Here is a 26151-nt window from a genome sequence, read left to right as displayed (position 1 = left end):
CGGTAAGGCCACGTTCGCGAAGCCGCATTGCCGCCACAGGATGAAGACAAAAGTCGCAGGCAGCCCCCCGGACAGGACCATGCCGCTCGTACGCTTTCTTCTCCTCGCCGCCGCCCTCCTCCTTCCCGTGCTTGCCTCGGGAACGCAGGCCCATGCGCAGCAGATCGTGGTCCTCGTCAACGGCGATCCGATCACGAGCTACGACGTCTCGCAGCGCCAGCTCCTGCACAACATGATCGAGCGCAAGCCCGTCAGCGCCAAGGACGCGCTGGAGGAGTTGATCGACGAACGACTGAAGATCCAGCAGGCCGCGCGTCTCAAGCTCGACGTGGACCAGAAGGACGTGGACCGCATGTTCGCCTCGGTGGCCGAACGGTCCGGCCGCACGCCCGAGCAGCTCTCGTCAGGCTTCAAACAGCAGGGCCTCGACGACCGCACGTTCAAGCAGAAGCTGCTCGCCGACTATGTCTGGGGCCAGTATGTCCGCGCCCGCTCCGGCACGGTGAACATCCGCGACGCCGACGTGATCGCCGCTTTGCAGAAGCGCGGCGAGACCCAGATGGTCGCCACCGAATACACCCTCATGCCGATCGTCTTCGTGGTGCCGCGCAATGCCAGCACGCATCAGGCGCGCCTGGCGGAAGCCAACGCCCTGCGCGCCCGATTCACCGATTGCGACGGCGGCGCCCAGATGGTGAAGTCCATGAAGGAAGTGGTGGTGCGCCCCAAGGTGACCCGCCTGTCCTCCGAGATTCCAGCGCAGCTCAAGCAGATTCTGGACAAGACCGAAATCGGCAGGCTGACCCCGCCCGAGGTCGCCCAGGCCGGGGTCGAGACCTTTGCCATGTGCGGCAAGCGCGAGGTGCGCGGCGAGAGCTCGCAGAAGCGCGAGATCAAGGACGAGCTGACCTCCAGCCAGTTCACCGCCGAATCGAAGAAGTTCCTCGCCGAGCTGCGCAAGCAGTCCCTCATCCAATACCGCCGCTGACCGGAACGGGCGTGCATTGCGCCCGTCCTTGCGTGCTATGGTCGGCCGGCGCCCACGCCGGTCGCTGAACCCGTGCTGCTGACGAACCCCTGATGCCCGCCGCCTCTCCCCTCGTTCTCGCCCTTGGCGATCCGGCCGGCATCGGCCCCGACGTCGCGCTCGCCGCCTTCCTGCGCCGTCGTGGGACTGAGGGTGGCGCGGAAACCGTCCCGGCCTTCATCGTCGCTGGCGATCCCGCCGCGCTGACCGCCCGCGCCCGCCTCCTGAACCTCGATATCCCGCTGGTGGAGACGACCCCCGAGGGCGCGGTGGCACACTTTGCCAATGCCCTGCCGGTGTTCGCCGCCGGCCCCACCTTCACCGGCCGTGCCGGCCGGCCGGACGCGTCCTCCGCCGCCTGCGTGGTGGCGAGCCTGGAGGCCGCCCTCGGCCTCGTGACATCAGGGCGGGCCGCAGCCCTCGTCACCAATCCGCTTGCCAAGTCGGTGATGTACGAGGCCGGCTTCCCCTTCCCCGGCCACACCGAATGGCTGGCCGACCGCGCCGCCGGGCCGGGCCGTCCGGCCCCCCATCCGGTGATGATGATCTGGTCGGAGCAGCTCGCCGTGGTGCCGGCCACCATCCACGTGCCCTATGCAGACGTCCCCGCCCTGCTCTCCATCGACCTGCTGGTGGAGACCGGCCGCATCGTCGCCCGCGACATGGCGCGCCGCTTCGGCATCGCCCGCCCCCGCCTCGCCTTCTGCGGCCTCAATCCCCACGCCGGGGAAGAGGGCACGCTCGGCGGCGAGGACGAGGCCATCGTGCGGCCCGCCGTGGAGGCGCTGAAGCGCGAGGGCATCCTCGCCACCGGCCCCCTGCCCGCCGATACCATGTTCCACCCCGAGGCGCGGTCGCGCTACGACGCGGCGGTGGGCATGTATCACGACCAGGTGCTGATCCCGGCCAAGACCCTCGCCTTCCATGACGGGGTGAACGTGACCCTCGGCCTGCCCTTCATCCGCACCTCGCCGGACCACGGCACGGCCTTCGACATCGCCGGCACGGGCCGCGCGAATCCGTCCAGCCTCATGGCGGCGCTCCGGCTCGCGCGCCGGCTGGCCGATGCCGAAGCGGCGGCGCGCCCGGCTTCCGCTCCCGCGCTGGCGCGCGCATGAGCGCGCTCGACGATCTGCCGCCGCTGCGCGACGTCATCCGCCGGCATGGCCTCTCGGCGCAGAAGTCGCTGGGGCAGAACTTCCTCCTGGACCTCAACCTCACCGGCCGCATCGCCCGCGCCTCCGGGCCGCTGGAGGATGTGACGGTGGTGGAGGTCGGTCCGGGTCCGGGCGGCCTGACGCGCGCGCTCCTGGCATTGGGTGCCAAGCGCGTCATCGCCATCGAGCGCGACCGGCGGTGCATGGATGCGCTGGCCGAAGTGGCGGCGCATTATCCCGGCCGGCTCGAGGTGATCGAGGGCGACGCACTGAAGGTGGACGTGCGCCCCCTCATCGGCGAGGGCGAGGCGCGGGTGGTGGCGAACCTGCCCTATAACATCGCCACCGTGCTGCTGGTGGGCTGGCTCTCCACGGACCCGTGGCCGCCGTGGTTTTCCTCCCTCACCCTCATGTTCCAGAAGGAAGTGGCCGAGCGGATCGTCGCGGAGCCCGGCTCCAAGGCCTACGGGCGCCTCGCGGTGCTCGCCGGCTGGCGCACCAAGGGGCGGATCGCCTTCGACGTCGCCCCCTCCGCCTTCGTGCCGCCGCCGAAGGTGACGTCCTCGGTGATCCATCTCGTGCCGCGCCCGGAGCCCCTGCCCTGTGCGCTGTCGGCTCTGGAAAAGGTCACGGAAGCTGCCTTCGGCCAGCGCCGCAAGATGCTGCGCCAGAGCCTGAAGACCCTCGGCGTCGATGCGCAGGCCCTGCTCGCCGCCGCCGGCGTGGAGGAAACCGCTCGCGCCGAGGAGATCGACGTCGCCGGCTTCGTTCGTCTGGCCAACGCCTTCTCCGAGGGCGTCGGCCGCCAGTTCGGCGCGCTCTCCGCGCTCAAGTGAGGCGGACGGGGCGGCTTTACTCCGCCGCCGCCACCCGCGCCGGGTCGTAATTGAGGATGGGGGCGAGCCAGCGCTCGGCCTCCGCCAGGGTCCAGCCCTTGCGCCGGGCGTAGTCCTCCACCTGATCGCGCTCGATACGGCCGACGCCGAAATAGGCGCTCTCGGGGTGGGCGAAATAGAAGCCCGACACCGCCGCCCCCGGCCACATGGCGAAGCTCTCGGTGAGGTGGATGCCCGCCTTCTGGGTGGCATCCAAGAGTTCGAAGAGCGTCGCCTTCTCCGTATGGTCGGGCTGGGCGGGATAGCCCGGCGCCGGGCGGATGCCGCGATAGCGCTCGGCGATGAGGTCGTCGTTGGCGAGGGCCTCGTCGGTCGCATAGCCCCACAGCTTGGTGCGCACGATATGGTGCATGCGCTCGGCGAGGGCCTCGGCGAGGCGGTCGCACAGGGCCTTCAGCAGGATGGCGGAATAGTCGTCATTGGCCGCCTTGAAGGCCGCCACCCGGTCCTCCTCGCCGATGCCCGCCGTCACCGCGAAGCCGCCCACATAGTCGGCGACGCCGCTCTCCAACGGGGCGATGAAATCCGACAGCGCGAGGTTGAAGCGGCCTTCGCGCCGCGCGAGCTGCTGGCGCAGGGTATGCAGGGTGGCGAGGGGGGTCTTTCGCGTGTCGTCGCGGAACAGGAGGATGTCGTCGCCCACGGCGTTGGCCGGCCAGAAGCCCACCACGGCGCGGGCCGTGACCCACTTCTCCGAGACCATCTTCTTGAGCATGGCCTGCGCGTCGGCGAACAATGCGCGCGCCGGCTCGCCCACCACCGCGTCCTCCAGGATCGCGGGGTAGCGGCCCGTCAGCTCCCAGGACTGGAAGAAGGGCGTCCAGTCGATGAAGGGCACGAGGTCGGCGAGGTCATGGTCCTCGAACACATGGGTGCCGAGGAAGGACGGCTTTTCCGGCGTGTGAGCGGAAAAATCCAGCTTCAGGGCGTTCTCGCGCGCCTTGGCCAGCGTCAGGCGCTGCTTGTTCGCGTCGGCGCGGGCGTGGGCCTCGGCGAGCTTGGCATATTCGGCGCGCACGTCGGCCACATAGGTGCCGCGCGTCTCGGCATTGAGCAGGTTGGAGACGACGCCCACCGCACGGCTGGCGTCGGTGACATAAACCGCCTGCCCGCGCTCATAGCGCGGCGCGATCTTCACCGCGGTGTGGACGCGCGAGGTGGTGGCGCCGCCGATGAGCAGCGGCACCACGAAACCCTCGCGCTCCATCTCGGAGGCGACGTTCACCATCTCGTCCAGCGACGGGGTGATGAGGCCGGAGAGGCCGATCACGTCCACCTTCTCGTCCTTGGCCACCTGCAGGATCTTCTGCGTGGGCACCATCACGCCGAGGTCGATGACCTCGTAATTGTTGCACTGGAGCACGACGCCCACGATGTTCTTGCCGATGTCGTGGACATCGCCCTTCACCGTCGCCATCAGCACCTTGCCGGCGGCCGAGGCGGAGGTGATGCCCTGCTCCTCCTTTTCCTTCTCCATGAAGGGCATGAGGTAGGCCACCGCCTGCTTCATCACGCGGGCGGACTTCACCACCTGGGGCAGAAACATCTTGCCGGCGCCGAACAGGTCGCCCACCACGTTCATGCCGGCCATCAGCGGGCCCTCGATGACGTGCAGCGGGCGCGCCACCTTCTGCCGGGCCTCCTCGGTGTCGGCCTCGACGAAGTCGGTGATGCCGTTGACGAGGGCATGCTCCAGCCGCTTCTCCACCGGCCAGGTGCGCCAGGCGAGGTCGGCCTCCTTCTTCTCCTTGCCGGCCGCGCCCTTGAAGCCCTCGGCGATCTCCAGCAGGCGCTCGGTGGCGTCGGCGCGGCGGTTCAGCACCACGTCCTCGCACGCCTCGCGCAGCTTGGGCTCGATCTCGTCATAGACGGCGAGCTGGCCGGCATTGACGATGCCCATGTCCATGCCCGCCTTGATGGCGTGGTAGAGGAACACGGCGTGCATGGCCTCGCGCACCGGCTCGTTGCCGCGGAACGAGAAGGAGAGGTTGGAGACGCCGCCCGAGACATGGGCATAGGGCAGGCTCTGGCGGATGAAGCGGGTCGCCTCGATGAAGGCGACACCATAGCCCGAATGCTCCTCGATGCCGGTGGCCACCGCGAAGACGTTGGGATCGAAGATGATGTCTTCCGGCGGGAAGCCGACCTCTTCGGTCAGGATGCGGTAGGCGCGCTCGCAGATGGAGGTCTTGCGGGCATAGCTGTCGGCCTGCCCCTCCTCGTCGAAGGCCATCACCACCACGGCGGCGCCATAGGCGCGCACCAGGCGCGCCTTTTCCAGGAAGGCTTCCTCGCCTTCCTTGAGGGAGATGGAATTGACGATGCCCTTGCCCTGCAGGCGCTTCAGCCCCTGCTCGATGATCTCCCACTTGGAGCTGTCGACCATCACCGGCACCTTGGCGATGTCCGGCTCGGCGGCGACGAGGTTCAGGAAGGTGATCATGGCGGCCTCGCTGTCGAGGAGGCCTTCGTCCATGTTGATGTCGATCACCTGCGCGCCGTTCTCCACCTGGTCGCGCGCTACCGCGAGGGCGGCGGGGAAGTCGCCGGTGGTGATGAGCTTGCGGAAGCGGGCGGAGCCGGTGACGTTGGTGCGCTCGCCCACGTTCACGAACGGGATCTGCGGCGTCAGCTCGAACGGCTCGAGGCCGGAGAGGCGCAGGCGCGGCTCCAGCTCCGGCACCTCGCGGGGGGCCTTGCCCTTCACCACCTCGGCGATGGCGCGGATGTGGGCGGGGGTGGTGCCGCAGCAGCCGCCCACCACGTTCACGAGGCCGGAGGCGGCGAACTCGCCCACGAGGGCCGCCATGGCCTCGGGGCTCTCGTCATACATGCCGAATTCGTTGGGCAGGCCCGCATTGGGATAGGCGCAGACGAGGGTGTCCGCCACCCGGCCGATCTCAGCGATGTGGGCGCGCATCTCGCGGGCGCCGAGGGCGCAGTTGAGGCCTATGGAGAAGGGCTTGGCGTGGCGCAGCGAATACCAGAAGGCGCTCGGCGTCTGGCCCGAAAGCGTGCGGCCGGAGAGATCGGTAATGGTGCCGGAGATCATCACCGGCAGTCGGAAGCCGCGCTCCGCATAGAGCTTCTCGATGGCGAAGATGGCCGCCTTGGCGTTCAGCGTGTCGAAGATGGTCTCGACGAGAAGGATGTCCGCGCCGCCATCCACGAGGCCACGTGCCTGCTCGAAATAGGCATCGGCCAGTTCGTCGAAGGTCACGGCCCGGAAGCCGGGGTCGTTCACATCCGGCGAGATGGAGGCGGTGCGGTTGGTGGGGCCGAAGGCGCCGGCGACGAAGCGGCGGCGGCCGTCTTCCTTCTGCGCGATGTCGGCCGCCTCGCGGGCGAGCTTCGCGCTCTCGAAGTTCAGCTCATAGACGATCCCCTCCATGCCGTAGTCAGCCTGGGCGATGGAGGTGCCGGAGAAGGTGTTGGTCTCCACCATGTCCGCGCCGGCGCGGAAATATTCGAGGTGGATGGCCCGCACCGCATCGGGCTGGGTGAGGCTGAGAAGGTCGTTGTTGCCCTTCACGTCCCGCGGCCAGTCCTTGAACCGCTCGCCGCGATAGCCCGCCTCGTCCAGCTTCAGCTGCTGGATCATGGTGCCCATGGCCCCGTCCAGCACCAGGATGCGCTCGGCGGCGGCCTTGGCGAGATCGGCGAAGATGGTGTCGGCGTGGGTCGTCGGGGTGGTCGTGGGCGCGGTCATGGGGCGGTCTCGAGGCTCGGGGCGACGCACGCGCGCGCCTCCGTGAAGGACAGGCCGGCGCACCGCGCCGGCAGGAATGGCGTCGCGCTCAGACCGCCATCGCCTGCGGCACCGGCCCCGCATTCGGGCGCAGCCCGAGCAGGTGGCAGATGGCGTAGACGAGGTCGGCGCGGTTCAGGGTATAGAAATGGATATCGGTGACGCCACGATCAACGAGGTCCGTCACCTGCTCCGCCGCCACCGCCGCGGCGATGAGCTTGCGGGTCTCCACATCGTCGTCGAGCCCCTCGAACCGCTTCAGCAGCCATGCGGGCACGCTCGCCCCGGTGCGGGTGGCGAAGTTCGAGGCCTGCTTGAAGTTCGTCACCGGCAACAGGCCCGGCACGATGGGGATGTCGATGCCCCTGGCGCGCACCTTGTCGAGGTAGCGGAAATAGACGTCGTTCTCGAAGAAGAACTGGGTGATGGCACGGGTGGCGCCGGCGTCCACCTTGGCCTTCAGATAGTCGATGTCGGCATCGAGGTTCGCGCTTTCCGGGTGCTTCTCGGGATAGGCCGAGACCGACACCTCGAAATCGCCGATGCGGCGGATGCCCTCCACGAGGTCGCAGGCATAGGGGTAGCCCTCCGGATGGGGCTCGTACGCCGTGCCGACGCCGGTGGCCGGATCGCCCCGCAGAGCGACGATGTGCTTCACGCCGGCATCCTTGTAGGCGCGCACCACGTCGTCGATCTCGGCCCGGCTGGCCCCGACGCAGGTGAGATGCGCCGCGGGATGAAGGTCCGTCTCCTTCACGATGCGCGCCACCGTCGCATGAGTGCGCTCCCGCGTGGAGCCGCCCGCGCCATAGGTGACGGAGACGAAGCTCGGAGACAGTGGCGCCAGCCGGTGGATGGAGGACCACAGGGTCTTTTCCATCTCCTCGGTCTTGGGCGGGAAGAACTCGAAGGAGACGTTGACCGGCGGCCGGTCCATCTCCCGGCTGGCCCGCACGGGCGCCGCGGCGGGAATGGAAGCGGGGGTGGTCATCAGGCAATCTCCCTTTGGGCGAGTTCGGCGTCGGCCACCACGTAGCGCGGATCGCGGGCGAGCCAGAGCGAGACGGTGAGGCCGTCGCCGGCACCGCCATCGGGGGTGAGGGTGTCGAAGGAGACGAGCTCAAGGCCCGCCGCGGCGAGCCAGCCTTCCACCGTCGCACGGGCAAAGCCGAGGTGGCGGTGGGCATGGGCCTCGCGCAGGAATTCGAGGCCATGGGGGGCAAAGTCCACCACCAGCAGCCGACCGCCGGGCGCCAGCACCCGCGCCGCCTCTTTCAGCGCGCGGCTGCCATCGTCGAGATAGTGCAGCACCTGATGGACGATCACGGCGTCGAACGCGTCGCGCGGGACCGGGACGGCATAGATGTCGCTCTGCCGCAGCAGGCAGTTGCGCACGCCGGCGCGCTCCAGATTGGCGCGAGCAACGCCCAGCATGTCGGGGGAGAGATCGACCCCCATGCCGCGGTCGATGTCCGGCGCGAACAATTCCAGCATCCGGCCAGTGCCGGTGCCGAGATCGAGCAGCGCGCGGATGGGCGCGCCGGCGAAGGCGCGGCGGACGGCGGATTCCACCGCCGCCTCGGGCACATGGAGGCGGCGAATCTCGTCCCACTGGCGCGCATGGGCGGCGAAATAGCCCTGCGCGGCGGCAGCACGGGCGGCGCGCACCGCCTCCAGCCGCGCCCGGTCACCGGCGAGGACGGGATCGTCCCTGTCCAGAAGGTCGAGCAGGCTCCGGGCGATTCGCCCGCCCGGTCCTTCCGCGGCGCGGCGATAGAAGACCCAGCTGGCCTCGCGGTGGCGGTCGACCAGCCCGGCATCGGCCAGAAGCTTGAGGTGGCGCGAGATGCGCGGCTGCGACTGGCCGAGAATCTCGGTGAGATCGGAGACGGTCAGCTCCGCCTCGCCCAGCACCGCGACAAGGCGCAGGCGCGTATCCTCCCCGGCGGCCTTGAGGCCTTCGAGGACGGCGGCGAAGGAGGAAACTGCGGGCAAAGGCCGATCTGACATAAAGATATCTTTATATCCTTACCGACCGGCATTCAAGCCCGGCATCTATGCCCCGCGCGCCACACTGCGATCACGATCGCGAGCCTGCCGGAATCTCGCATTGCCGGGGATCTCTTGCGGGCCTAAAGGCGTTTCAGGACAAGAGCTGCAAAGCCGGAACAAGTTACCGCCGGACGGGCCAAATTTTTCCTCGACCCGTTTCCAATTTCGTCACGTTTCACGGTTAACACCTCAAGCATGACCCTTCGCAACACCCTTCTCCTCGCCGCCGTCGGCGCGTCCGTTCTAGCTGGCCCGGCCTTCGCCCAGGGGCCGTACGGGGGGCCGAACTACAGCCTGCCCGGCGGGCAGCAGGACGATGCTACCGGCACGCTCCCGCCCGCGCCTGTCGGCGGCTATGGCGAGGCGCCTCCCGGCTATTCGGACCCCTATGCGCGCCAGCAGGCGCCGGTGCGCCGCGATCAGGTGGAGCGCACGGAGCTTCCCGCGCCGGGTCAACCTTATCCCCAGCAGGCCTATCCCCAGCCGGCGCAGCAGGGCTATCCGCAGCCCGCGCCCGGCGGCCCTGTTGCGGTCGCTCCCGATTCCGGTCCCTACCCGACCGCCGTTCCGGCGCAGGGGCAGCAGGCGTATGGCGGCCAGCCGGTCTACAATTCCGCGCCCGACCTCTACGGTCGCCAGGCGACTCCCACGTCCTATGAGCCCCAGCAGCAGGCCTATGGCCAGCAGCCCGGCTATTCCGGCTCCGGCCGCGGCGCCGTGGATCAGGATGCGCTTTATGCCAGCCTGAACAATGCGCCGGCCCCTGCGGGTTCCTACGGCCCCAACTCCGCCGTGGTGCCCGGCACGACCGAAGCGCCGTCCGGTCCGCGCATCGAGAATGTCGATCCGACCGAGCCCGTGGCCGAGCGCTTCCGCCGCCAGACGGTGGACTACGTGACCACCCAGCCGGCCGGCACCATCGTCATCGATACGCCGAACACCTACCTCTACTTCGTGCTCGGCGGCGGCAAAGCCATCCGCTACGGCATCGGCGTGGGCCGCGAGGGCTTCACCTGGGCCGGCACCGAGAAGATCACCGCGAAGAAGGAATGGGCCGACTGGCGTCCGCCGTCCGAGATGATCGAGCGCCAGCCCTATCTGCCGCGCTTCATGGCCGGCGGCCCCGGCAACCCGCTCGGCGCCCGCACCATGTATCTCGGCGGCACCATCTATCGCATCCACGGCACCAACGAGCCGCAGACCATCGGCAAGTTCGTGTCCTCCGGCTGCTTCCGCATGCTGAACGCGGACGTGGAAGACCTCTACGACCGCGCCAAGGTGGGCACCAAGGTTGTGATCCTGCCCAAGGCGAATTCGGCCCCGCAGGCCAATGCCGCGCCGGTTTCCACCGCCTCGGCCGGCAAGCCCGCCGCCCAGCGCTGAGCGCAGCCCGCTCCCACGGTGGAAAGACATCACCGAAATGGCCCGGCCCACGCCGGGCCGTTTTGCGTTTGAGGGCCCCCTGACCCGGTCGCGGGCTCCGCAATCTGCCGGAGCGGAAGACCGCTGTGCGCGGCGTTCCCGTTCGATATGATGGCCCAGCAGCGATCAAGCTGACAGGAGAGGCCCATGTCCACGCCTGCATCTGCGCCCACCCCCGCTTCCGCCGTCGCCGACCAGTTGCACGCCGTGCGTGCGAGCTGGGGCTGGTTCGCGGTGCTCGGCATCGCCTTCATCGTGCTGGGCTTCGTCGCCCTCGCCCACGTGCTCGCCTCCACGGTCGTCACCGTGCTCTATGTGGGCGCGCTGATTCTGGTGGGCGGCGTGGTGCAGGTCATCCACGCCTTCCGGGTGCAGGGCTGGGGCCGGTTCTTCTACTGGCTGCTGGCGGGCGTGCTCTACGTCGTGGCCGGCGGCCTGATGATGTACAACCCGCTGCTCGGTGCCGGCGTCCTCACGCTGATGATCGGCGTGGCGCTCGCCGTCGAGGGCATCTTCCGCCTCTTCGCCGGCTTCGGCTCGCAGCACGGCAAGGGCTGGGGCTGGATCGTGGTGTCCGGCGTTGTCACCCTGCTGCTCGGCCTCATCATCATTGCCCGCTGGCCGGTGAACTCCGTCTACATCCTCGGCCTGTTCCTCGGCGTCGACCTCATCGTCAACGGCGTCGGCACGCTGATGTTCGGCCTCGCTCTGCGCGAGAAGAAGGACTGAGTCGCGGCACTCCGCCCGATTCGAAAAACCGCCCCGCCCGTCCTCGGCGGGGGCGTTGCCGGGAACGGGCGGAGCGGACGGCCCCGGGGGGCGTCGGGGCGCGTCCTGTTCAGATGAGGGGGATCATGACGCCGGCTGCGGCAGGGCAGCTGGTGCGGTCTCCTCTTCCGTGACCTTCACACGGAACCAGGTGGCATAGAGCGCCGGCACCACCAGCAGGGTGAGCACGGTCGCCACCAGCAGGCCGCCCATGATGGTGACCGCCATCGGTCCCCAGAACACGCTCTCCGCCAGCGGGATCATGCCGAGCACGGCGGCCAGCGCCGTGAGCACCACCGGACGCGCCCTGCGCAAGGTCGCCTCCACGATGGCCCGGTGGGGAGTCGCGCCGTCCCGGATATCGTGGTCGATCTGGTCCACCAAAATCACCGTGTTGCGCATGATCATACCGGCGAGCGCGATGAGCCCGAGCAGCGCCACGAAGCCGAACGGCCGGTGCGCGATGAGCAGCGCCGCCGCCGCGCCGATAAGGCCGAGGGGCGCCGTCGCCAGCACCAGCGCAAGGCGCGAGAAGCTCTGCAGCTGGATCATCAGCAGCGTGAGCATGACGATGATCATCACCGGGAACACTGCCGCCAGCGAGGCATTGGCCTTGGCGCTTTCCTCGATGGAGCCGCCGGTCTCGATGCGATAGCCGGGCGGCAGCTCGGCCTTGAGCTGCGCCAGCTTGGGCAGGAGGCGGGTGGTCACGTCCGGCGGCTGCACGCCGTCCCGCACATCGCCGCGCACGGTGAGCACGAGGTCGCGGTCGCGCCGCCAGAGGATCGGCTCCTCATGGGCATAGCCGATGCGCGCCACCTGTCCGAGCGGCACGGCAAGCCCGTTGCGGGTGGTCACGGTGAGCGCGGCGAGATGCTCCAGGTCCACCCGTTCTTCGGGCACGGCCCGCGCCATCACGTCGATGAGCAGGTTGCCCTCGCGCAGCTGGGTGATGGCGTAGCCCTGAAGCAGGGTCTGCAGCGTCTCGGCGATATCGCGCGGCGAAGTGCCGAGTGCACGGGCGCGGTCCTGATCGACGGTCAGGTTGATGGACTTGACCTGCTCGCCCCAATTGAGGTGCGGATCGATCATGTCAGCATCGGAGGCCATCACCAGGCGCACCTTATCGGCGATGTCGCGCACCGCGATGGGGTCCGGCCCCACCACGCGGAACTGCACCGGAAAGCCCACCGGCGGACCGAACACGAAGCGGTCCACGCGCACCCGCGCTTCCGAGAGTGCGCCTTCGGCCAGCTCCGCATCGAGCCGGGCCTTCAGCCGCTCGCGGGCGGCCACGTCCTTCGCCACGATCACGATCTGCGCGAAGTTCGGATTGGGCAGCACGGGATTGAGTCCGAGCCAGAAGCGCGGCGCGCCACGGCCCACATAGGTGGTGCTGGTGGCCACGTCCGGGTCTTCCCCGACGAGGGCCTCCGCCTTCTTCGCCGTTGCCTCGGTGACGGTGATGGAGGTGCCTTCGGGCAGGCGGATTTCCAGGAACAGCTCCGGCCGGGTGGAGGTGGGGAAGAATTGCTGCTGCACGAAGCCGAAGGCCACCACGGACCCGGCAAACATCACAACCGTCGTGCCGATGACGATGAAACGGTGGCGCAGGCAGAATTCCAGCGTGCCGCGCAGCATCCGGTAGAGCCGGCCGTCGTGCATCTCGTGATGCCCGCCCGCCTTCTTCATGTCCGGCAGCAGCACCGTGCCGAGATAGGGGGTGAAGATCACCGCCACGAACCAGGATGCGATAAGCGCGATGCCCACCACCCAGAAGATGCCGCCGGCATATTCGCCCGAGGAGGACTTGGCGAAGCCCACCGGGAGGAAGCCGGCCGCCGTCACCAGCGTGCCGGTGAGCATGGGAAAGGCGGTGGAGGTCCAGGCGAAGGTGGCGGCGGACATGCGGTCCCACCCCTCCTCCATCTTCACCACCATCATCTCGATGGCGATGATGGCGTCGTCCACCAAGAGGCCGAGGGCGATGATGAGCGCGCCCAGGGTGATGCGGTGGAGGTCCATGCCCGCCGAGAACATGATGAGGAAGACGATGGCGAGCACGAGCGGCACCGAGAGCGCCACCACAATGCCGGTGCGGAAGCCCAGCGACAGGAAGCTCACCACCAGCACGATGACGAGGGCTTCGAGGAAGGTCTTCAGGAACTCGCCCACCGATTCGCCGACGATGTGCGGCTGATCGGCCACCTGCGTCACGTCGATGCCGTGCGGCAGCTCGGCGGTGGCCTCGGCCATGGCGGTTTTCAGCCCCTCGCCCAGCGTGAGAATGTTGGCGCCCTGCGCCATGGACACACCGATGCCCAACGCGGGCAGCCCGTGCTGGCGCATGAGGAAGGAGGGCGGGTCCTCATAGCCGCGCTTGACCGTGGCGATGTCGCCGAGGCGCAGCAGCGCGCCGTTCACCGCCACGGGCACCTCGGCGATGGCCTCGACGCCGGTGAAGGCGCCGGTGACGCGCAAATTGATGCGGTCGGAGCGGGTATCCACCGCGCCGCCCGCCACCACGGCATTCTGCCGGGCCACGCTGTCGAACACCTGCTGCGGGGTGATGCCGAGATTGGCGAGGCGGGCGTGGGAGAACTCGATGTAGATCTTCTCCGGCCGCTCGCCGATGAGGTCCACCTTCTCCACATTGGGCACGCGCAGCAGACGCTGGCGGATGAGCTCCGCCTGCCGCTTCAGCTCGGCCGGCGCCGCCCCCTGCCCGCTCAGGATGTAGAGCGCGGAATAGACATCGCCATATTCGTCGTCGAAGCCCGGTCCGATGACGCCGGCGGGAAGATCGCCGCGCACGTCGGAGACCTTCTTGCGCACCTGGTACCAGAGGTCCTTCACCTCTTTCGCGGGGGTGTTGTCCCGCAGGAACACCTGCACGAAGGAGACGCCGGGGCGCGAATAGCTCTCCACCCTGTCGAGGTGCGGCAAAGACTGCAGCTTCTTCTCGATGGGATCGGCCACCTGTGCCTGCATCTCGGAGGCGGTGGCGCCGGGCCAGGCGGCCTGCACCACCATGACCTTGATGGTGAAGGACGGATCCTCGGCGCGGCCGAGATTGAAATAGGAATAGGCCCCCGCCGCGCCCAAAAGGAGGATGGCGAACAGGGTCAACGCGCGGTGGGTGATGGCCCAGCGCGAAAGATTGAAGCGCGAGGCGCCTTCGGGCGCGGAGCCGGCGCCGGAGGCCGGATCGTGGGAGGGGCCGGCGCCGCTCACGGACGCTGCTCCGCCACGCTGGTGCCGGCGGCGGGCGCCTGCGCCCGGCGGGTATCGACGGACGGAAGGCGCTCGGCCACCTCGGTCACGGCCGGAGCCTCGACGGTGCGCACCTTCTGGCCGGGCAGCAGCGTCTGGACCCCGAGGATCACCACCGCATCCCCCGGCGCGACACCGCCGGAGAGCAGCACCTCGTCACCCGTATAGGCGGCGATCTCCACCGGGCGGGCGACGATGGCATGGGTCGCCCCATCCACCACGAACACCTGCGGGCCGTGGCCGCGGTCGATGAGTGCGGAGAGCGGCAGGCGCGCCACCTGCTGCTGGTCTTTGGGGCGAAGGGTCACGGTTGCGGTCATGCCCAGCGCCACCGCCCCGTCAGCACCCTCCAGGGAGAAACGGGCGGGATAGGTGCGGGAGGTGACGTCGGCCTGCGGCGATAGCTCCCGCAGGCGCGCGGGAATGCGCCGGCCGGGATCGGCCCAGAGGGTCACGACGGCATCGGCCGTGCGGGCGTCGGCAAGGGCGGTCTCGGGAAGGGAGACCAGCGCTTCCTTCTCGTCGAGGCGGGCGACGCGCACGATGGTCTGGCCCGAGGCCACCACCTGCCCCGGCTCCGCCGAGGTCGCGACGACGACACCGGCCGCATCGGTGACGAGGTCGGCATAAGAGAGGCGGTTCTCGGCCAGCTCCAGCGAGCGCTTCGCCCGTTCGAGGCGGCCCACCGCCTCCTCCTTGGCAAGCGACTTGCGGTCGAGATCGGCGTTGGAGGCAGCGCCCTTGGCGGTGAGCGCGCGATAGCGTGTGTCCTCGGTGGTGGTCTGGGCGAGGTTGGCGGTGGCCGCCTGCATCTCCGCCTTGGCGCTCTCCAGCTCGAGCTTCAGATCTTCCTTATCGAGGCGGGCCACCACGGTGCCGGGCTCGATGCGGTCGCCCACTTCCACAAGCCGCTGCACCACCTTGCCGCCCACGCGGAAGGCGAGGTCGATCTCGCGGCGGGCACGGACCACGCCGACGAAGCTCTTCTGCGTCTGCCGCGGTCGGAAGCTGACGGTCGTGACCTGCACCGGCCGGGCCAGCGTGGCCTCCTTGGAGGCAGGAGCCTCGCCGGCATTGGCGTGGTTTTCCTGGCCGCAGCCGGCGAGCAGCACGGCGGCCCCTGTCAGGAGCAACGCTGCCAGGCCCTTCAGGCGGCGGCCGGTTCGGATCGGAACGTCAAGGCGGGGCATGGAACGATCCTGTGGCTTGGGTCTGCGAAATACGGATTTAACACTGACGATTTTCGTCGATCATCACTCTTACGGCGCACGAAAGCGTTTCGCCCACCCGCTCAGGGAAGAGGCGAACGCTCCACCTCGATACTTCTCAGAATGAACCGGAGGCTCTCGCGCAACGCCCCCTCCTGGTCTTCATCAATGTGCTGGGCGACCAGAATCGGATGGCAGAAGCGAAGGAGGGCGCTTTGGATCTGTCGGCTGACCTTCGACGGATCATGGGCCACGAACACCCCCTGCGCGATACCGTCAGCGAGCACACGCGCAGTCATGTCGCACAGGCGCGCCTTGTGGGCCTCGATGGCGTCCCAATTGTTCTCGATGGCCACCAGAACCATGTCGTGCACGCGCCGCTCCTCAAGGAAATTCTCCTTGTGGTAGCGCATGATGGACAGAAACGCGGCGAGGATGCGCTCCTGGGGTGAGCCGACGTCCGCAATGGCCGCGGCCACCTCCGCCTCGCTCTCGTTGAGGCAACGGCTGCAGATGGTGGCGACGATGGCGTTCTTGGAGGGGAAGAAACGGTAGACATTGGCCGGCGACATGCCGAGCTCGGCGGCGATATCCGCCACCGCCGTCTTGGCGAAACCCATGCGGCGGAACAACTCCTGCGCCGTCCGCGCGATGCGCTCGCGGGTCTCGTCCGCCGTCTCCTTCACCCTGACGTTCACGCTGCACTCCTATAAACTGACGATTATCATAAATCGTCAGTTCTAAATTTCCAAGCCCGCGACTCGCCCGTCTCGCAAAATCTTATCGCTGCCGTGTCGGTGCGTCGCCTGCGTCCGCGTCCTCGGGGTGGCCCGAAGCCCCGGGGCCGTGGGAGGGAGAAGATGGCGCAGAAGGTGCTGATCCTGATCGGAACGAAGAAAGGCGCGTTCATTCTGGAGAGCGATCCTGCCCGAACGAGCTGGTCGCTGCGCGGTCCCTTCTGCGACACGTGGCCGACCAACCACGTGGTGGGCGATCGCGCCTCCGGCCGCATCTATGCGGGCGGAGGCAATGAATGGTTCGGCCCTGCCGTGTGGCAGTCGGACGATCTCGGGGCCAGCTGGACCCATTCCTCCCGCGGCCTTGCCCATGCCGAGGGCGAGGCGCCGGTGAAATCCGTCTGGAGCCTCGCGCCGGGGGCGGACGGCGTGCTCTATGCCGGGGTCGAGCCCGCCGGCCTGTTCCGCTCGGATGATGGCGGACAGAGCTTCACCGCCCTCGACGGCCTGCAGAAGCACCCGTCCCGCGGCGATTGGGGTCCCGGCGGCGCGGGCCTCATCCTCCACTCCCTCGTGCTGGATCCGGACGATCCGGATGCGCTGTGGGTGGGCATCTCCGCCGCCGGCGTCTTCCACAGTGCCGATGGCGGGCGCACCTGGAGCGCGCGCAACCGCGGCACCCGCGCCGATTACATGCCGGAGGACCAGCGCTATCCCGAGCATGGCCAGTGCGTGCATTGCGTGGTCAAGGCGCCGGGCTTGCGCCACCGCCTCTACCAGCAGAACCATTGCGGCATGTACCGCTCCGACGACGGCGGCGTGTCGTGGCAGAGCATCGAGAAGGGCCTGCCCTCCAGCTTCGGCTTTCCGGCGGCCGCCCATCCGCGCGATGCGGAGACGCTGTTCCTCGTGCCGCTCAACGGCGACACCGCCGGCCGCTTCATGCCGGAGGCGAAGGCTGCCGTGTGGCGCACCCGCGACGGCGGCGCCTCATGGCAGGCGCTGCGGTCCGGCCTGCCGCAGAAGGACGCCTATTTCAACGTGCTGCGGCAGGCCATGGCCACCGACACGCTGGAGCCCGCCGGCGTCTATTTCGGCACCGGGTCCGGCGAGATTTATGCCAGCGCCGACGAGGGAGAGAGCTGGACGCGCCTCGCCGAGCACCTGCCCACCATCTCCTCCGTGGAGACGCTGGTGGTGGAGACCTGAGCGGTGACGGACGACACAGCGCCGGTGAAGGTGCGCCTGCCGGCCCACCTCGTCCGGCTGTTTCCCGACGGCGAGACCTATCTGGAGCTTCCCGCCGCGACGGTGCGCGAGCTGATGGATGCGCTGGAGACGCGCTGGCCCGGCATGCGCGACCGACTGTGCGACGAGCGCCCCGCCATCCGCCGCCACATCAACGTGTTCGTCGATGGACGGCGGGCGCGGCTGGAGACCCCACTGCGGCCCGGCGCGGACGTGTTCGTGCTCACCGCCATCAGCGGCGGCTAGAGCGTTTACGAGCGAAGTGGGTACGGTTCGCGTGAAGAAAACGCGTTGGAATGGGGAACCTCAGCGCCCGTCGGCGATGAGGCAGCCGGGCGGGAAATCCGTCCCGTCCAGCGCCGCCACCACGCATTGCGCCGAGATCAGGTTGCCGCGGGCCAGAGCCTCGGCGCTGGAGCCGGAGGCGTGGGCGGTCGCCACCACGTCGGGCCGCGCGGCCAAGGCCGCGGCAACCGGCAGCATCGCGGCGTCCGCCTCCGCCTCGAACACGTCGAGGCCGGCGCCGCCGATGCGTCCCGCCTCCAGCGCGGCCAGCAGCGCGCGGTCGTCCACGAGGCCACCGCGCGAGGTGTTGATGACCAGCGCATGGGGCTTCATGGCGGCGAGCGCGTCGGCGCCGATCAGGTGGCGGGTCTCGGAGGTGAGCGGCGCGTGGATACTGATGATGTCGCTCTGCGCGATCAGGTCGTCGAGCGGCACATAATCCACGAAGGGGAAGTCCGGGTCGGGGGTGCGGGTCGCCACCAAAACCTTGGTCCCGAAGCCGTGCAGGCGCCGCGCCACCGCCTTGCCGATGCGGCCGAGCCCGACGAGGCCCACCGTCTTGCCCGTGAGGTCGTATCCGCTCAGCACCCGCCAATTGCCGGCGGCGATGGCGCGGTCGCTCTCCTTCAGGCGGCGCAGCAGCGCGAGGATCATCGCCAGAGTGTGGTCCGCCACCGCATCGTCATTGGCGCCCGCCGCGATGGTGACCACCCGGCCGAGCGCCTTGGCGGACGCCACGTCCACCCGCTCATAGCCCACGCCGCGACGGGCGATGACCTTGAGATCGGGATGGGCGGCGAGAATCTCCCGCGTCACCGCGCGCATGCCGACGATCCAGCCCTCGACGCCTTCCAGCAGCGCGCTCAGGGTGGCGTCGGGAATGTCGGCATCGAGCGCATCGCCCGGCAGGCCGGAGGGGACCACCACGCAGCCGTGCTCGGCGAGATATTCGCCGGCGGCGGCATCGAACAGGCGGGTGGTGACGAGAACCTTGCGGGGCGCGGACACGGCAGGCGACCTTTCCGGAGGGAACGCACGGGAGCGAATGCCCCCTCCTCTCCCGGCCGCGCCTTGAGATCAACCCCCCGGCCGGCATCGGCGCCATGCAGAAGCGACCATGCAAAAGGGCGGCGCCTGCGCACCGCCCTCAAGTCTTGGCGGGCGGGCCGCAGCCCGCCCTCTCATTTCCGCCGCTCAGGCCGCCTGGGCGGCGCTCTCTACCGGCGCGCCCTCGATGGTCTTGGGGGCGGAGGTCGCTCCCGCGATGGGAATGATGCGGGGCTTCTTGGTCTCGGGAATGTTGCGCACGAGGTCCACGTGCAGCAGGCCATTCTCAAGCACCGCGCCCTTCACCTCCACATGGTCGGCGAGCTGGAAGCGGCGTTCGAAGGCGCGGGCGGCGATGCCGCGATAGAGCACCTGGGCGCTCTCGGACGCTTCGGACGACTTCTTCTCGCCCTTGAGGGTGAGGGTGTTCTCCTTCACCTCGATGCCGAGCTCGGCATCGGTGAAGCCCGCCACGGCCACCGTGATGCGATAGGCGTTCTCGCCCGTGCGCTCGATGTTGTAGGGCGGGTAGGTGGGCGCCGCATCCACGCCGCCGACGGAATCGAGCAGCGAGAACAGCCGGTCGAAACCGACGGTGTTGCGGTACAGGGGAGCAAGGTCAAACGTACGCATGGCATATCCTCCTTTGAAGCGACATGCGGGACCCGCATAAAGCCGGGTCCGGTCAGGGCGCCGTCAGGTTTCTGCCCGGCGCCTTTTCGGATGTGGGTAGGCCCGTTTCGGGCGTCAAGGGGGTGCCCCGGCCGCAATCTGAACCGGCGATGAACGCCGCCGCAGGCCCGCGTTCACCCGACGCGGCTAGACTTTTCCCCAACGACATCTGCTCCGTCCGCGGCGTGATCCGGTGAGGAGGCGGGGAGCAAGGGGAGGTCGGGCGATGCGGGCCTGTGCGGCCGCCTGTGCGGCCTTCTTCCTGATGGCGCTCGCGCCGCCCATGACGCGGGCCCTCGCCCAGTGCGGCCCCGAGCCGCCGGCCCCGCCCGCTGTCCAGCCGGCCGTTCCGGCCAAGCCCCCGCCTTTGCACTCGTACCATCCGCCAAGCGAAGCCGGGACGATCGCCCTGCCCGGCCTGCCGCTCGCCCGCGCCGCCTCCGTCACCGCGACCCAGATGCCGGACGAGGCCGCCCTGATGCCCGGCGGCGCCATCGCCCCCCGCGCCTACCGGCCCTACCAGATCGCCCCCGCCGGCCCCCTTCCGCTCACTGCAGAGACCGTCGCGCCGAGCCTGGAGGCCCGCGGCTTCCGCCAGATCGGCGCCGTGCGCCAGCGCGGCCAGAGCTTCCTCGCCGAGGCCACCGGCCCGCGCGGCGAGCGGGTGCGGCTGGTGCTGGATGCCGCCAGCGGCGACATCAGCGGCATGCAGGTCATCGGCTCCGGCGCGCCGCGCTGAGCGCTGCTCCCGCGCGAGACGGCGATTGTGAAGCGGGCGCCCGGCGTGTAACCCTCAGCCCGCCCGCCTTCCATCGCTGCGAGCCTCATGACGCTCTATTCCCTGCCGAACAATCCGGTGCCCGAAGGCGCGATCGAAGGCGAGATCACCGCCCGCGACGGCGTGCGCCTGCGCTTCGCCCGCTTCATGCCCGAGGGCAAGGCGAAAGGCACCGTCGCGCTGTTCAGCGGCCGCTGCGAGTTCATCGAGAAATATTTCGAGGTGGTGCGCGAGCTGAGGTCGCGCGGCTTCGCCGTGGCGCTGCTGGACTGGCGCGGCCAGGGCGGCTCCCAGCATCTGCTGCGCAACCGCCTGAAGGGGCACGTCACCCGCTTTTCGGACTATCTGCTCGACCTCGAGGCCTTCGCCCGCGAGGTGCTGCTGCCGGATTGTCCGCCGCCCCACTTCGCGCTGGCCCACTCCATGGGCGGTTCGATCCTCCTGTCTTCCGTGCTGGAGGGGCAGCGCTGGTTCGACCGCATGGTGTTGAGCGCGCCCATGCTGGGGCTTGATTCGGTGCCCTTCGAGGGCATCGTGCGGCCGACCGCCACCGTGCTCTCCCACATCGGCTTCGCCCGCGCCTTCGTGCCGGGCGGACGCGGGCGCTCGCTGGCGCGGCTGAAGTTCGAGGGCAATCCGCTGACCTCGGACCGCGGCCGATTCGATCGAACCCACGCTCTGGTCACGGCCTATCCGCAGCTCGATCTCGGGGCGCCGACCATCGGCTGGCTGGCGGGCGCCTATTCCACCATGGCGGAATTGACCCATCCCGACGTGATCCCGCGCATCCGCCAGCCGCTGCTCATCATCGCGGCAGGGGGAGAGCGGCTCGTGTCCAACAAGGCCATCGAGCATTTCTCGGCCCGGCTCATCGCCGGCGCCCATGTGGTGGTGCCGGCCAGCCGGCACGAGCTGCTGATGGAACGCGACATCTTCCGCGCCCAGTTCTGGGCGGCGTTCGACGCCTTCATTCCGGGCACGCCGATCTGAGGGTGCTCAGCCGCCGGTGAGCTGGCGCAGCGCCGCCTCGTGCACCTTGCGGCTGCCGGCCGCGACCACGCGGCCGCCCGCCACCGGCGAACCACCTTCCCAGCTGGTGACCACGCCGCCCGCGCCCTCGATGATGGGCACCAGGGCAATCACGTCGTGATCCTGCAGGCCGGTCTCGATGACGAGATCGATAAGGCCCGCCGCCACCATGCAATAGGCGTAGCAATCGCCGCCGTAGCGCGACATGCGCACGCGCTCCTCCACGGTGCCGAAGGCGGCGCGGTCTTCCTCGTTCATGAGACGGGGGCTGGTGGTGTAGAGCACCGCGTCCTCCAGCCGTCCGCAGTCGCGGGTGGCGAGGGTGCGCTCGCCGGCCGGGCCGCGATAGCGCGCCGCGCCGCCGTCGCCGAAGAAGCGCTCGCCGATGAACGGCTGGTGCATCATGCCGTAGACCGGATCGCCCTCCTTCAGAAGGCCAATCAGCGTGCCCCAGGCGGGCAGGCCGGCGATGAATGACTTGGTGCCGTCGATGGGGTCCAGTGCCCACGTGTAGGGTGCGCTCGCCACCACGTTCTCGAACTCCTCGCCGATGATGCCGTGGGCGGGGAAGGTGGAGCGGATGAGCGCGCGCATGGCCTGCTCGGCCGCCCGGTCTGCCTCGGTGACGGGATCGAAGGCGCGGCCCGCGCTCTTGTCCTCGATGCCCAGGGCCGTGCGGAAGAAGGGCAGGATGGCCTCGCCCGAGACGGTCGCAAGCTGATGGACGAAGGCGTCGAAATCGACGGCGGTCATGGGCGCTCCGGAACGATCGGGCGGGCCGAGGGTGCCCGCGCCGGCAAGAAAGCGCGGGTGCCTGCGGCTGCCAAGGAAAATCTGCGGGGGACGGCCGGCTCCGGTCGCGGGGCGGCCCGATCCGGCACGCCTTCCGAATTCGGCTCGCGATGATCCCGGCGGCACACGTGCGATGCGAGATGATCGCCGCAGCGGCAGGCGCGGCAGGCAGGACGCGCAAAGATTGGGCAGGCCCGCCGCAATGGGCTGAAAATAAATGGTTTTAAATGTTGGACAGATGCACAAACTATCTGCCTGTCACGGACTTGATGCAGAGGGGGCCGTTCGTCATATTGATGCAGCGCGGCATTGCTTGTTGCGGTGCCGCTGCCCTCCTTGGGCGTTTCCTCCCTAGACTTGGGCCGCTGTTCTCAGCGGCCCCTTTCTTTTTTCGGCCCCTCATGCCGAGGCAGGAAATGCGCGCCGCCCGGCAAAGTCCCGGTGGCCTGCGTCCGCCTCCGCCTCCCCCTGCTCGCGACCCCTGCCCTGCCAGATCCCGCTCCGCGCCCGTGGCGCGTGAAGAGAAGCTCGCGGCTGTGGTCGACCGCGCGCGTCCACCTGCGTGCGTTTAGCCCTGATCGACTGGCTGTCACCATGGGCCCCGGCGCCGGGCAACAGCCGGACATGCCGAGTCCTGGCCATCCCCGGGCACGGCCGAGTCGGACCAAGCGCACGCTTTTGTCGATTTTTTTTGAGCGGCCCGATCGCGCAGGCCCCAGCCCGGGCTTAGCCGGGAGAAATAAATCCTTATAAAAATCAATCAATTACCGTGGTATACCAGACTGCGACAAACGCGCACTTGATTTATGGCACTGCACTCGGCTATTTGTGCATTGCGACACGGCGATTGGCGTCGCTGTGTCGCTGCCCTCCTTGGGCGTTTCCTCCCTAGACTTGGGCCGTCTGCTCACGCGGACGGCCCCTTTCTTTTTCGGGCTGGCCGATCCGGCATTCGCCGTCACCCGCCGCCCTGTCTAGGCCCCTCTCGTTCCATCCCTGGATGCGGTCTTGCGCCGCCATTCGATCCCGTGTCTCGCGGACGTCTTCGCAGGGCGAAGCCAGTCCGGGCCGGAATTCGATGGTGCCTGAGTAATTCCTCGGCAACCGTGCGCAATTGGTAGCCTTGCCATACGAAAAACGCAAGGCACCTTATGCAAAAATGCAGGGCTTTGTCATTCAGCTGCCGCACGGAGCGGGGCAAGGCCCTCCGACACCGCGATGAACAGATCCCCCATCAGGGTGCGAATATCGGCCTGAACCCGCGTAAATCCGCCATTTCGCTCATAGCCGGCCTCGTCCATGTAGAGGCTGCGGTTGAGCTCGATCTGCACCGCGTGCAGGCCGGCGGAGGGGTTTCCGTAGTGCTCAGTAATATAGCCGCCCGCATAGGGCTTGTTGCGCACTACCCGGTAGCCGCGGGCGGTGAGGGACCGTTCGATGGCGTCGGTCACCAGATCGCTGCAGCTTGTGCCGTAGCGATCGCCGATGACGAAATCGGCCCGCGCCACCTCGTCCCGCGCGGAGGTGGAGGGCATGGAGTGGCAATCCACCAACACCGCCAGCCCCCATTCCCGCTGGATTCGCCCCACGAGGCGGCGCAGGGTCTGGTGGTAAGGCTTGTAATAGGTCTCGATGCGCTCCAGCGCCTCGTTCACGGCGAGGCGGCGCGGATAGATCTCCTGCGCGTCGCCCACCACCCGGGCAATGGTGCCGAGGCCGCCGGACACGCGAATCGACCGCGTGTTGGCGAACGGCGGCAGACGGCCGTCGAACATCCGCGGGTCGAGCTCGTACGGCTCGCGATTGAGGTCGAGGAAGGAGCGCGGGAACAGCGCCCGCATCATCGGCGCGCCGAGCGCGACGCAGTCGCCGAACAATTCGTCGACGAACGTATCCTCGGAGCGGCGCAGGGTTGAAAAGTCGAGGCGGGTCTGCTCGACGAAACTGCGCGGATAGATACGGCCGGAATGCGGGGAGTTGAAGAGGAAGGGCGCGCGCGCCTCGACCGGAGTGAGCACCTCGAATGCGGGTTCAATGGTGTCGGCGAGACAGGCAGTCATCAAGAACCCAGCACCTTGGAATAGTTCCGGAATTCACACCGGCGGGCGGCGGAATGATGGCCCGGCGAAACACCTTTTGGAAAGGGGTGGCGCGGCTTTCACTTCGAATTTACCCGAATGCGGCAGACAAGTCATATGAACCCCCTGCTCTGGCCGGGGGTGGACAGAACATGACATCAGGGGAAGCGGCGTGGCCAAGATCCTGCTCGCTGAAGACGACAACGACATGCGACGCTTCCTCGTGAAGGCGTTGCAGAATGCGGGCTACTCCGTCGCCTCCTGCGACAACGGCCGCTCCGCCTACGAACGCATGCGGGAGGAGCCGTTCGAACTGCTCCTCACCGACATCGTGATGCCGGAGATGGACGGCATCGAGCTGGCCCGCCGGGCCACCGAGCTCGATCCCGACCTGAAGGTGATGTTCATCACCGGCTTCGCCGCGGTCGCCCTCAATGCCGATGGCGAGGCGCCGAGCGAGGCCAAGGTGCTCTCCAAGCCCTTCCACCTGCGCGACCTCGTGAGCGAGGTGGGCAAGATGCTGGCGGCCGCCTGACGCGTCATCCACAGGCCGGAACATCCTTCGACACACCCGCCTTGCCTCCGGCGTTTCGAGCCGATATAGAGGCGGCTCCTGCGAGGGGGCGCGTAGCTCAGCGGGAGAGCACTACGTTGACATCGTAGGGGTCACAGGTTCGATCCCTGTCGCGCCCACCATCCCTCACTTCATCATCCGGCGATTGATCCGTCCGGCGGCACCAGCCGTCCGGGCCGTCATCGCGTGTGCGGCACCGGCCATCCAGCGCGCGCCCGGTCGCGTAAAAGAGCTGCGCCTGCGGGCGCATTGACGCGCCCCGGCCGAGGCGCCATCTCACCGGCAGCAGCCGAGGACCTGATGATCGACGCTCCCGCCTTCTCCGCCGATTCCACCCATCTGCCCAAGGACCACCCGAAGGTGGCGTTCGGGCGCGTGGGCGTGCTCATCGTCAATCTCGGCACGCCGGAGGCGACGGACTACTGGTCCATGCGCGCCTATCTGAAGGAGTTCCTCTGGGACCGGCGGGTGATCGAGGTGAACCGCGCGCTGTGGTGGTTCGTGCTCAACGCCATCATCCTCACCAAGCGCCCCGGCCCCAAGGGCCGCGACTATGCCAGCATCTGGAACAACGAGCGCAACGAAGGCCCGCTCAAGACCATCACCCGCGACCAGGCCGAGAAGCTCGCCGCCCATTTCGCCGGCATCGATGAGCGCATCGTCGTGGATTTCGCCATGCGCTACGGCAAGCCACCCATCGCCGAGCGCCTCGCCGCGCTTCAGGCGCAGGGCTGCGAGCGCATCCTGCTAATGCCGCTCTATCCGCAATATGCCGCCGCCACCTCCGCGACGGTCTGCGACAAGGCCTTCGACGCGCTGAAGGAAATGCGCTGGCAGCCGACGCTGCGCGTCGCGCCGCCTTGGCACGATGATCCCGTCTATATCGATGCGGTGGCGCGCGACCTGGAGCGGAATCTGGCGGCTTTGGACTTCGAGCCGGAGGTAATCCTCGCCTCCTTCCACGGCGTGCCGAAGTCCTACCTCATGAAGGGCGACCCCTATCACTGCCAGTGCGCCAAGACCGCCCGCCTGCTGCGCGCGCGGCTCGGCATGGACGAGAAGCGCTTTCGCCTCACCTTCCAGTCCCGCTTCGGCCGCGAAGAATGGCTGAAGCCCTATACGGACGAGACGGTGAAGGCCCTCGCCGAAAGCGGCGTGAAGCGCCTCGCCGTGTTCAACCCCGGCTTCGTCGCCGACTGCCTGGAGACGCTGGAGGAAATCGGCGTCGAAAACCGAGAGATCTTCGAGCACGCCGGCGGCGAGAAATTCGCCGCCATCCCCTGCCTCAATGCCGGCGATGAGGGCATGCGGGTGCTGAAGACCGTGGTGGAGCGGGAATTGCGGGGCTGGGTGGGGTAGG

General features: G+C 68.5%; 21 protein-coding genes and 1 tRNA gene. 12 read left to right on the top strand and 10 right to left on the bottom strand.

Going from position 1 to position 26151, the window contains the following annotated elements; all coding sequences use genetic code 11:
* The first annotated feature begins 79 nt into the window (after positions 1 to 79).
* The 3 genes from D7006_RS04465 to rsmA all read left to right on the top strand — a co-directional run bounded on the left by D7006_RS04465 (position 80) and on the right by rsmA (position 3020).
* Entirely contained in the window at positions 80 to 988 is a 909-nt protein-coding gene (locus D7006_RS04465) for a SurA N-terminal domain-containing protein (protein ID WP_237355704.1), read from the top strand.
* A 92-nt stretch (positions 989 to 1080) separates the two neighbouring features.
* Positions 1081 to 2145 carry a 4-hydroxythreonine-4-phosphate dehydrogenase PdxA gene (gene pdxA, locus D7006_RS04460; protein ID WP_237355703.1) on the top strand — a complete coding sequence of 355 codons (1065 nt, stop codon included), beginning with the start codon at positions 1081 to 1083 and terminating at the stop codon, positions 2143 to 2145.
* Complete coding sequence (rsmA, locus tag D7006_RS04455; RefSeq protein WP_237355702.1) at positions 2142 to 3020, top strand: 16S rRNA (adenine(1518)-N(6)/adenine(1519)-N(6))-dimethyltransferase RsmA; 879 nt, start codon at positions 2142 to 2144, stop codon at positions 3018 to 3020. The genes pdxA and rsmA overlap by 4 nt, the downstream gene beginning before the upstream one ends.
* 16 nt (positions 3021 to 3036) lie before the next feature.
* Here rsmA and metH read toward each other — a convergent pair whose 3' ends face one another.
* The 3 genes from metH to D7006_RS04440 all read right to left on the bottom strand — a co-directional run bounded on the left by metH (position 3037) and on the right by D7006_RS04440 (position 8838).
* Positions 3037 to 6789 (bottom strand): methionine synthase, encoded by a 3753-nt coding sequence (gene metH / locus D7006_RS04450; protein ID WP_237355701.1) that lies wholly within the window; start codon positions 6787 to 6789, stop codon positions 3037 to 3039.
* 88 nt (positions 6790 to 6877) lie between these two features.
* A complete protein-coding gene (metF, locus tag D7006_RS04445) occupies positions 6878 to 7819 on the bottom strand; it encodes a methylenetetrahydrofolate reductase [NAD(P)H] (RefSeq protein WP_237355700.1) in 942 nt (313 codons plus the stop codon).
* Complete coding sequence (locus D7006_RS04440) at positions 7819 to 8838, bottom strand: metalloregulator ArsR/SmtB family transcription factor (RefSeq protein ID WP_237355699.1); 1020 nt, start codon at positions 8836 to 8838, stop codon at positions 7819 to 7821. Before D7006_RS04440 ends, metF begins: the two co-directional genes overlap by 1 nt.
* 237 nt (positions 8839 to 9075) lie before the next feature.
* Here D7006_RS04440 and D7006_RS04435 point away from each other — a divergent pair, with 237 nt between their 5' ends.
* Both D7006_RS04435 and D7006_RS04430 read left to right on the top strand, forming a co-directional pair.
* Positions 9076 to 10263, top strand: coding sequence for a L,D-transpeptidase (locus D7006_RS04435; protein ID WP_237355698.1), 1188 nt, complete (start codon positions 9076 to 9078; stop codon positions 10261 to 10263).
* Between the two features lie 186 nt (positions 10264 to 10449).
* The gene (locus D7006_RS04430; RefSeq protein ID WP_169124448.1) at positions 10450 to 11031 is read left to right on the top strand and encodes an HdeD family acid-resistance protein; all 582 of its coding nucleotides are present in this window, start codon (positions 10450 to 10452) and stop codon (positions 11029 to 11031) included.
* Between the two features lie 123 nt (positions 11032 to 11154).
* Here D7006_RS04430 and D7006_RS04425 read toward each other — a convergent pair whose 3' ends face one another.
* The 3 genes from D7006_RS04425 to D7006_RS04415 form a co-directional block, all read right to left on the bottom strand.
* Entirely contained in the window at positions 11155 to 14214 is a 3060-nt protein-coding gene (locus D7006_RS04425; protein ID WP_237356850.1) for an efflux RND transporter permease subunit, read from the bottom strand.
* 86 nt (positions 14215 to 14300) lie between these two features.
* A complete protein-coding gene (locus D7006_RS04420) occupies positions 14301 to 15533 on the bottom strand; it encodes an efflux RND transporter periplasmic adaptor subunit (protein ID WP_237355697.1) in 1233 nt (410 codons plus the stop codon).
* 101 nt (positions 15534 to 15634) lie between these two features.
* Complete coding sequence (locus D7006_RS04415) at positions 15635 to 16249, bottom strand: TetR/AcrR family transcriptional regulator (protein ID WP_237355696.1); 615 nt, start codon at positions 16247 to 16249, stop codon at positions 15635 to 15637.
* A 162-nt stretch (positions 16250 to 16411) separates the two neighbouring features.
* On the opposite strand from D7006_RS04415, the gene D7006_RS04410 reads away from it, so the two are divergent.
* On the top strand, positions 16412 to 17497 hold the full coding sequence (locus D7006_RS04410) for a sialidase family protein (RefSeq protein ID WP_237355695.1): 1086 nt from the start codon (positions 16412 to 16414) through the stop codon (positions 17495 to 17497).
* A gap of 3 nt (positions 17498 to 17500) precedes the next feature.
* Positions 17501 to 17782, top strand: a complete 282-nt coding sequence (locus tag D7006_RS04405) for a MoaD/ThiS family protein (RefSeq protein WP_229646669.1) — start codon at positions 17501 to 17503, stop codon at positions 17780 to 17782.
* A gap of 60 nt (positions 17783 to 17842) precedes the next feature.
* Here D7006_RS04405 and D7006_RS04400 read toward each other — a convergent pair whose 3' ends face one another.
* Positions 17843 to 18829 (bottom strand): phosphoglycerate dehydrogenase, encoded by a 987-nt coding sequence (locus D7006_RS04400; protein ID WP_237355694.1) that lies wholly within the window; start codon positions 18827 to 18829, stop codon positions 17843 to 17845.
* Between the two features lie 186 nt (positions 18830 to 19015).
* Complete coding sequence (locus D7006_RS04395) at positions 19016 to 19501, bottom strand: Hsp20 family protein (protein WP_237355693.1); 486 nt, start codon at positions 19499 to 19501, stop codon at positions 19016 to 19018.
* A 265-nt stretch (positions 19502 to 19766) separates the two neighbouring features.
* Here D7006_RS04395 and D7006_RS04390 point away from each other — a divergent pair, with 265 nt between their 5' ends.
* Positions 19767 to 20279: a hypothetical protein gene (locus D7006_RS04390; RefSeq protein WP_237355692.1), complete on the top strand. Its 513-nt coding sequence runs from the start codon at positions 19767 to 19769 to the stop codon at positions 20277 to 20279.
* Between the two features lie 87 nt (positions 20280 to 20366).
* The gene (locus D7006_RS04385) at positions 20367 to 21308 is read left to right on the top strand and encodes an alpha/beta fold hydrolase (protein ID WP_237355691.1); all 942 of its coding nucleotides are present in this window, start codon (positions 20367 to 20369) and stop codon (positions 21306 to 21308) included.
* Positions 21309 to 21314: 6 nt separating this feature from the next.
* On the opposite strand, the gene hisN is transcribed toward D7006_RS04385, so the two are convergent.
* Both hisN and D7006_RS04375 read right to left on the bottom strand, forming a co-directional pair.
* Entirely contained in the window at positions 21315 to 22100 is a 786-nt protein-coding gene (gene hisN / locus D7006_RS04380) for a histidinol-phosphatase (RefSeq protein WP_229646665.1), read from the bottom strand.
* Between the two features lie 1211 nt (positions 22101 to 23311).
* Positions 23312 to 24199, bottom strand: a complete 888-nt coding sequence (locus tag D7006_RS04375; protein WP_237356849.1) for an N-formylglutamate amidohydrolase — start codon at positions 24197 to 24199, stop codon at positions 23312 to 23314.
* Positions 24200 to 24389: 190 nt separating this feature from the next.
* On the opposite strand from D7006_RS04375, the gene cpdR reads away from it, so the two are divergent.
* The 3 genes from cpdR to hemH all read left to right on the top strand — a co-directional run bounded on the left by cpdR (position 24390) and on the right by hemH (position 26150).
* On the top strand, positions 24390 to 24752 hold the full coding sequence (cpdR, locus tag D7006_RS04370; RefSeq protein WP_024277671.1) for a cell cycle two-component system response regulator CpdR: 363 nt from the start codon (positions 24390 to 24392) through the stop codon (positions 24750 to 24752).
* 86 nt (positions 24753 to 24838) lie between these two features.
* Positions 24839 to 24913: transfer RNA gene (locus tag D7006_RS04365), tRNA-Val, on the top strand.
* 178 nt (positions 24914 to 25091) lie between these two features.
* Positions 25092 to 26150, top strand: coding sequence for a ferrochelatase (gene hemH, locus D7006_RS04360; RefSeq protein WP_237355690.1), 1059 nt, complete (start codon positions 25092 to 25094; stop codon positions 26148 to 26150).
* Position 26151: the final 1 nt, after the last annotated feature.

Source organism: Xanthobacter sp. YC-JY1, from assembly GCF_021730305.1.
Lineage (GTDB): Bacteria > Pseudomonadota > Alphaproteobacteria > Rhizobiales > Xanthobacteraceae > Xanthobacter > Xanthobacter flavus.
The sequence above is the reverse complement of the archived record's forward strand: the minus strand, read 5'-3'. Positions and strand labels throughout refer to the sequence as shown.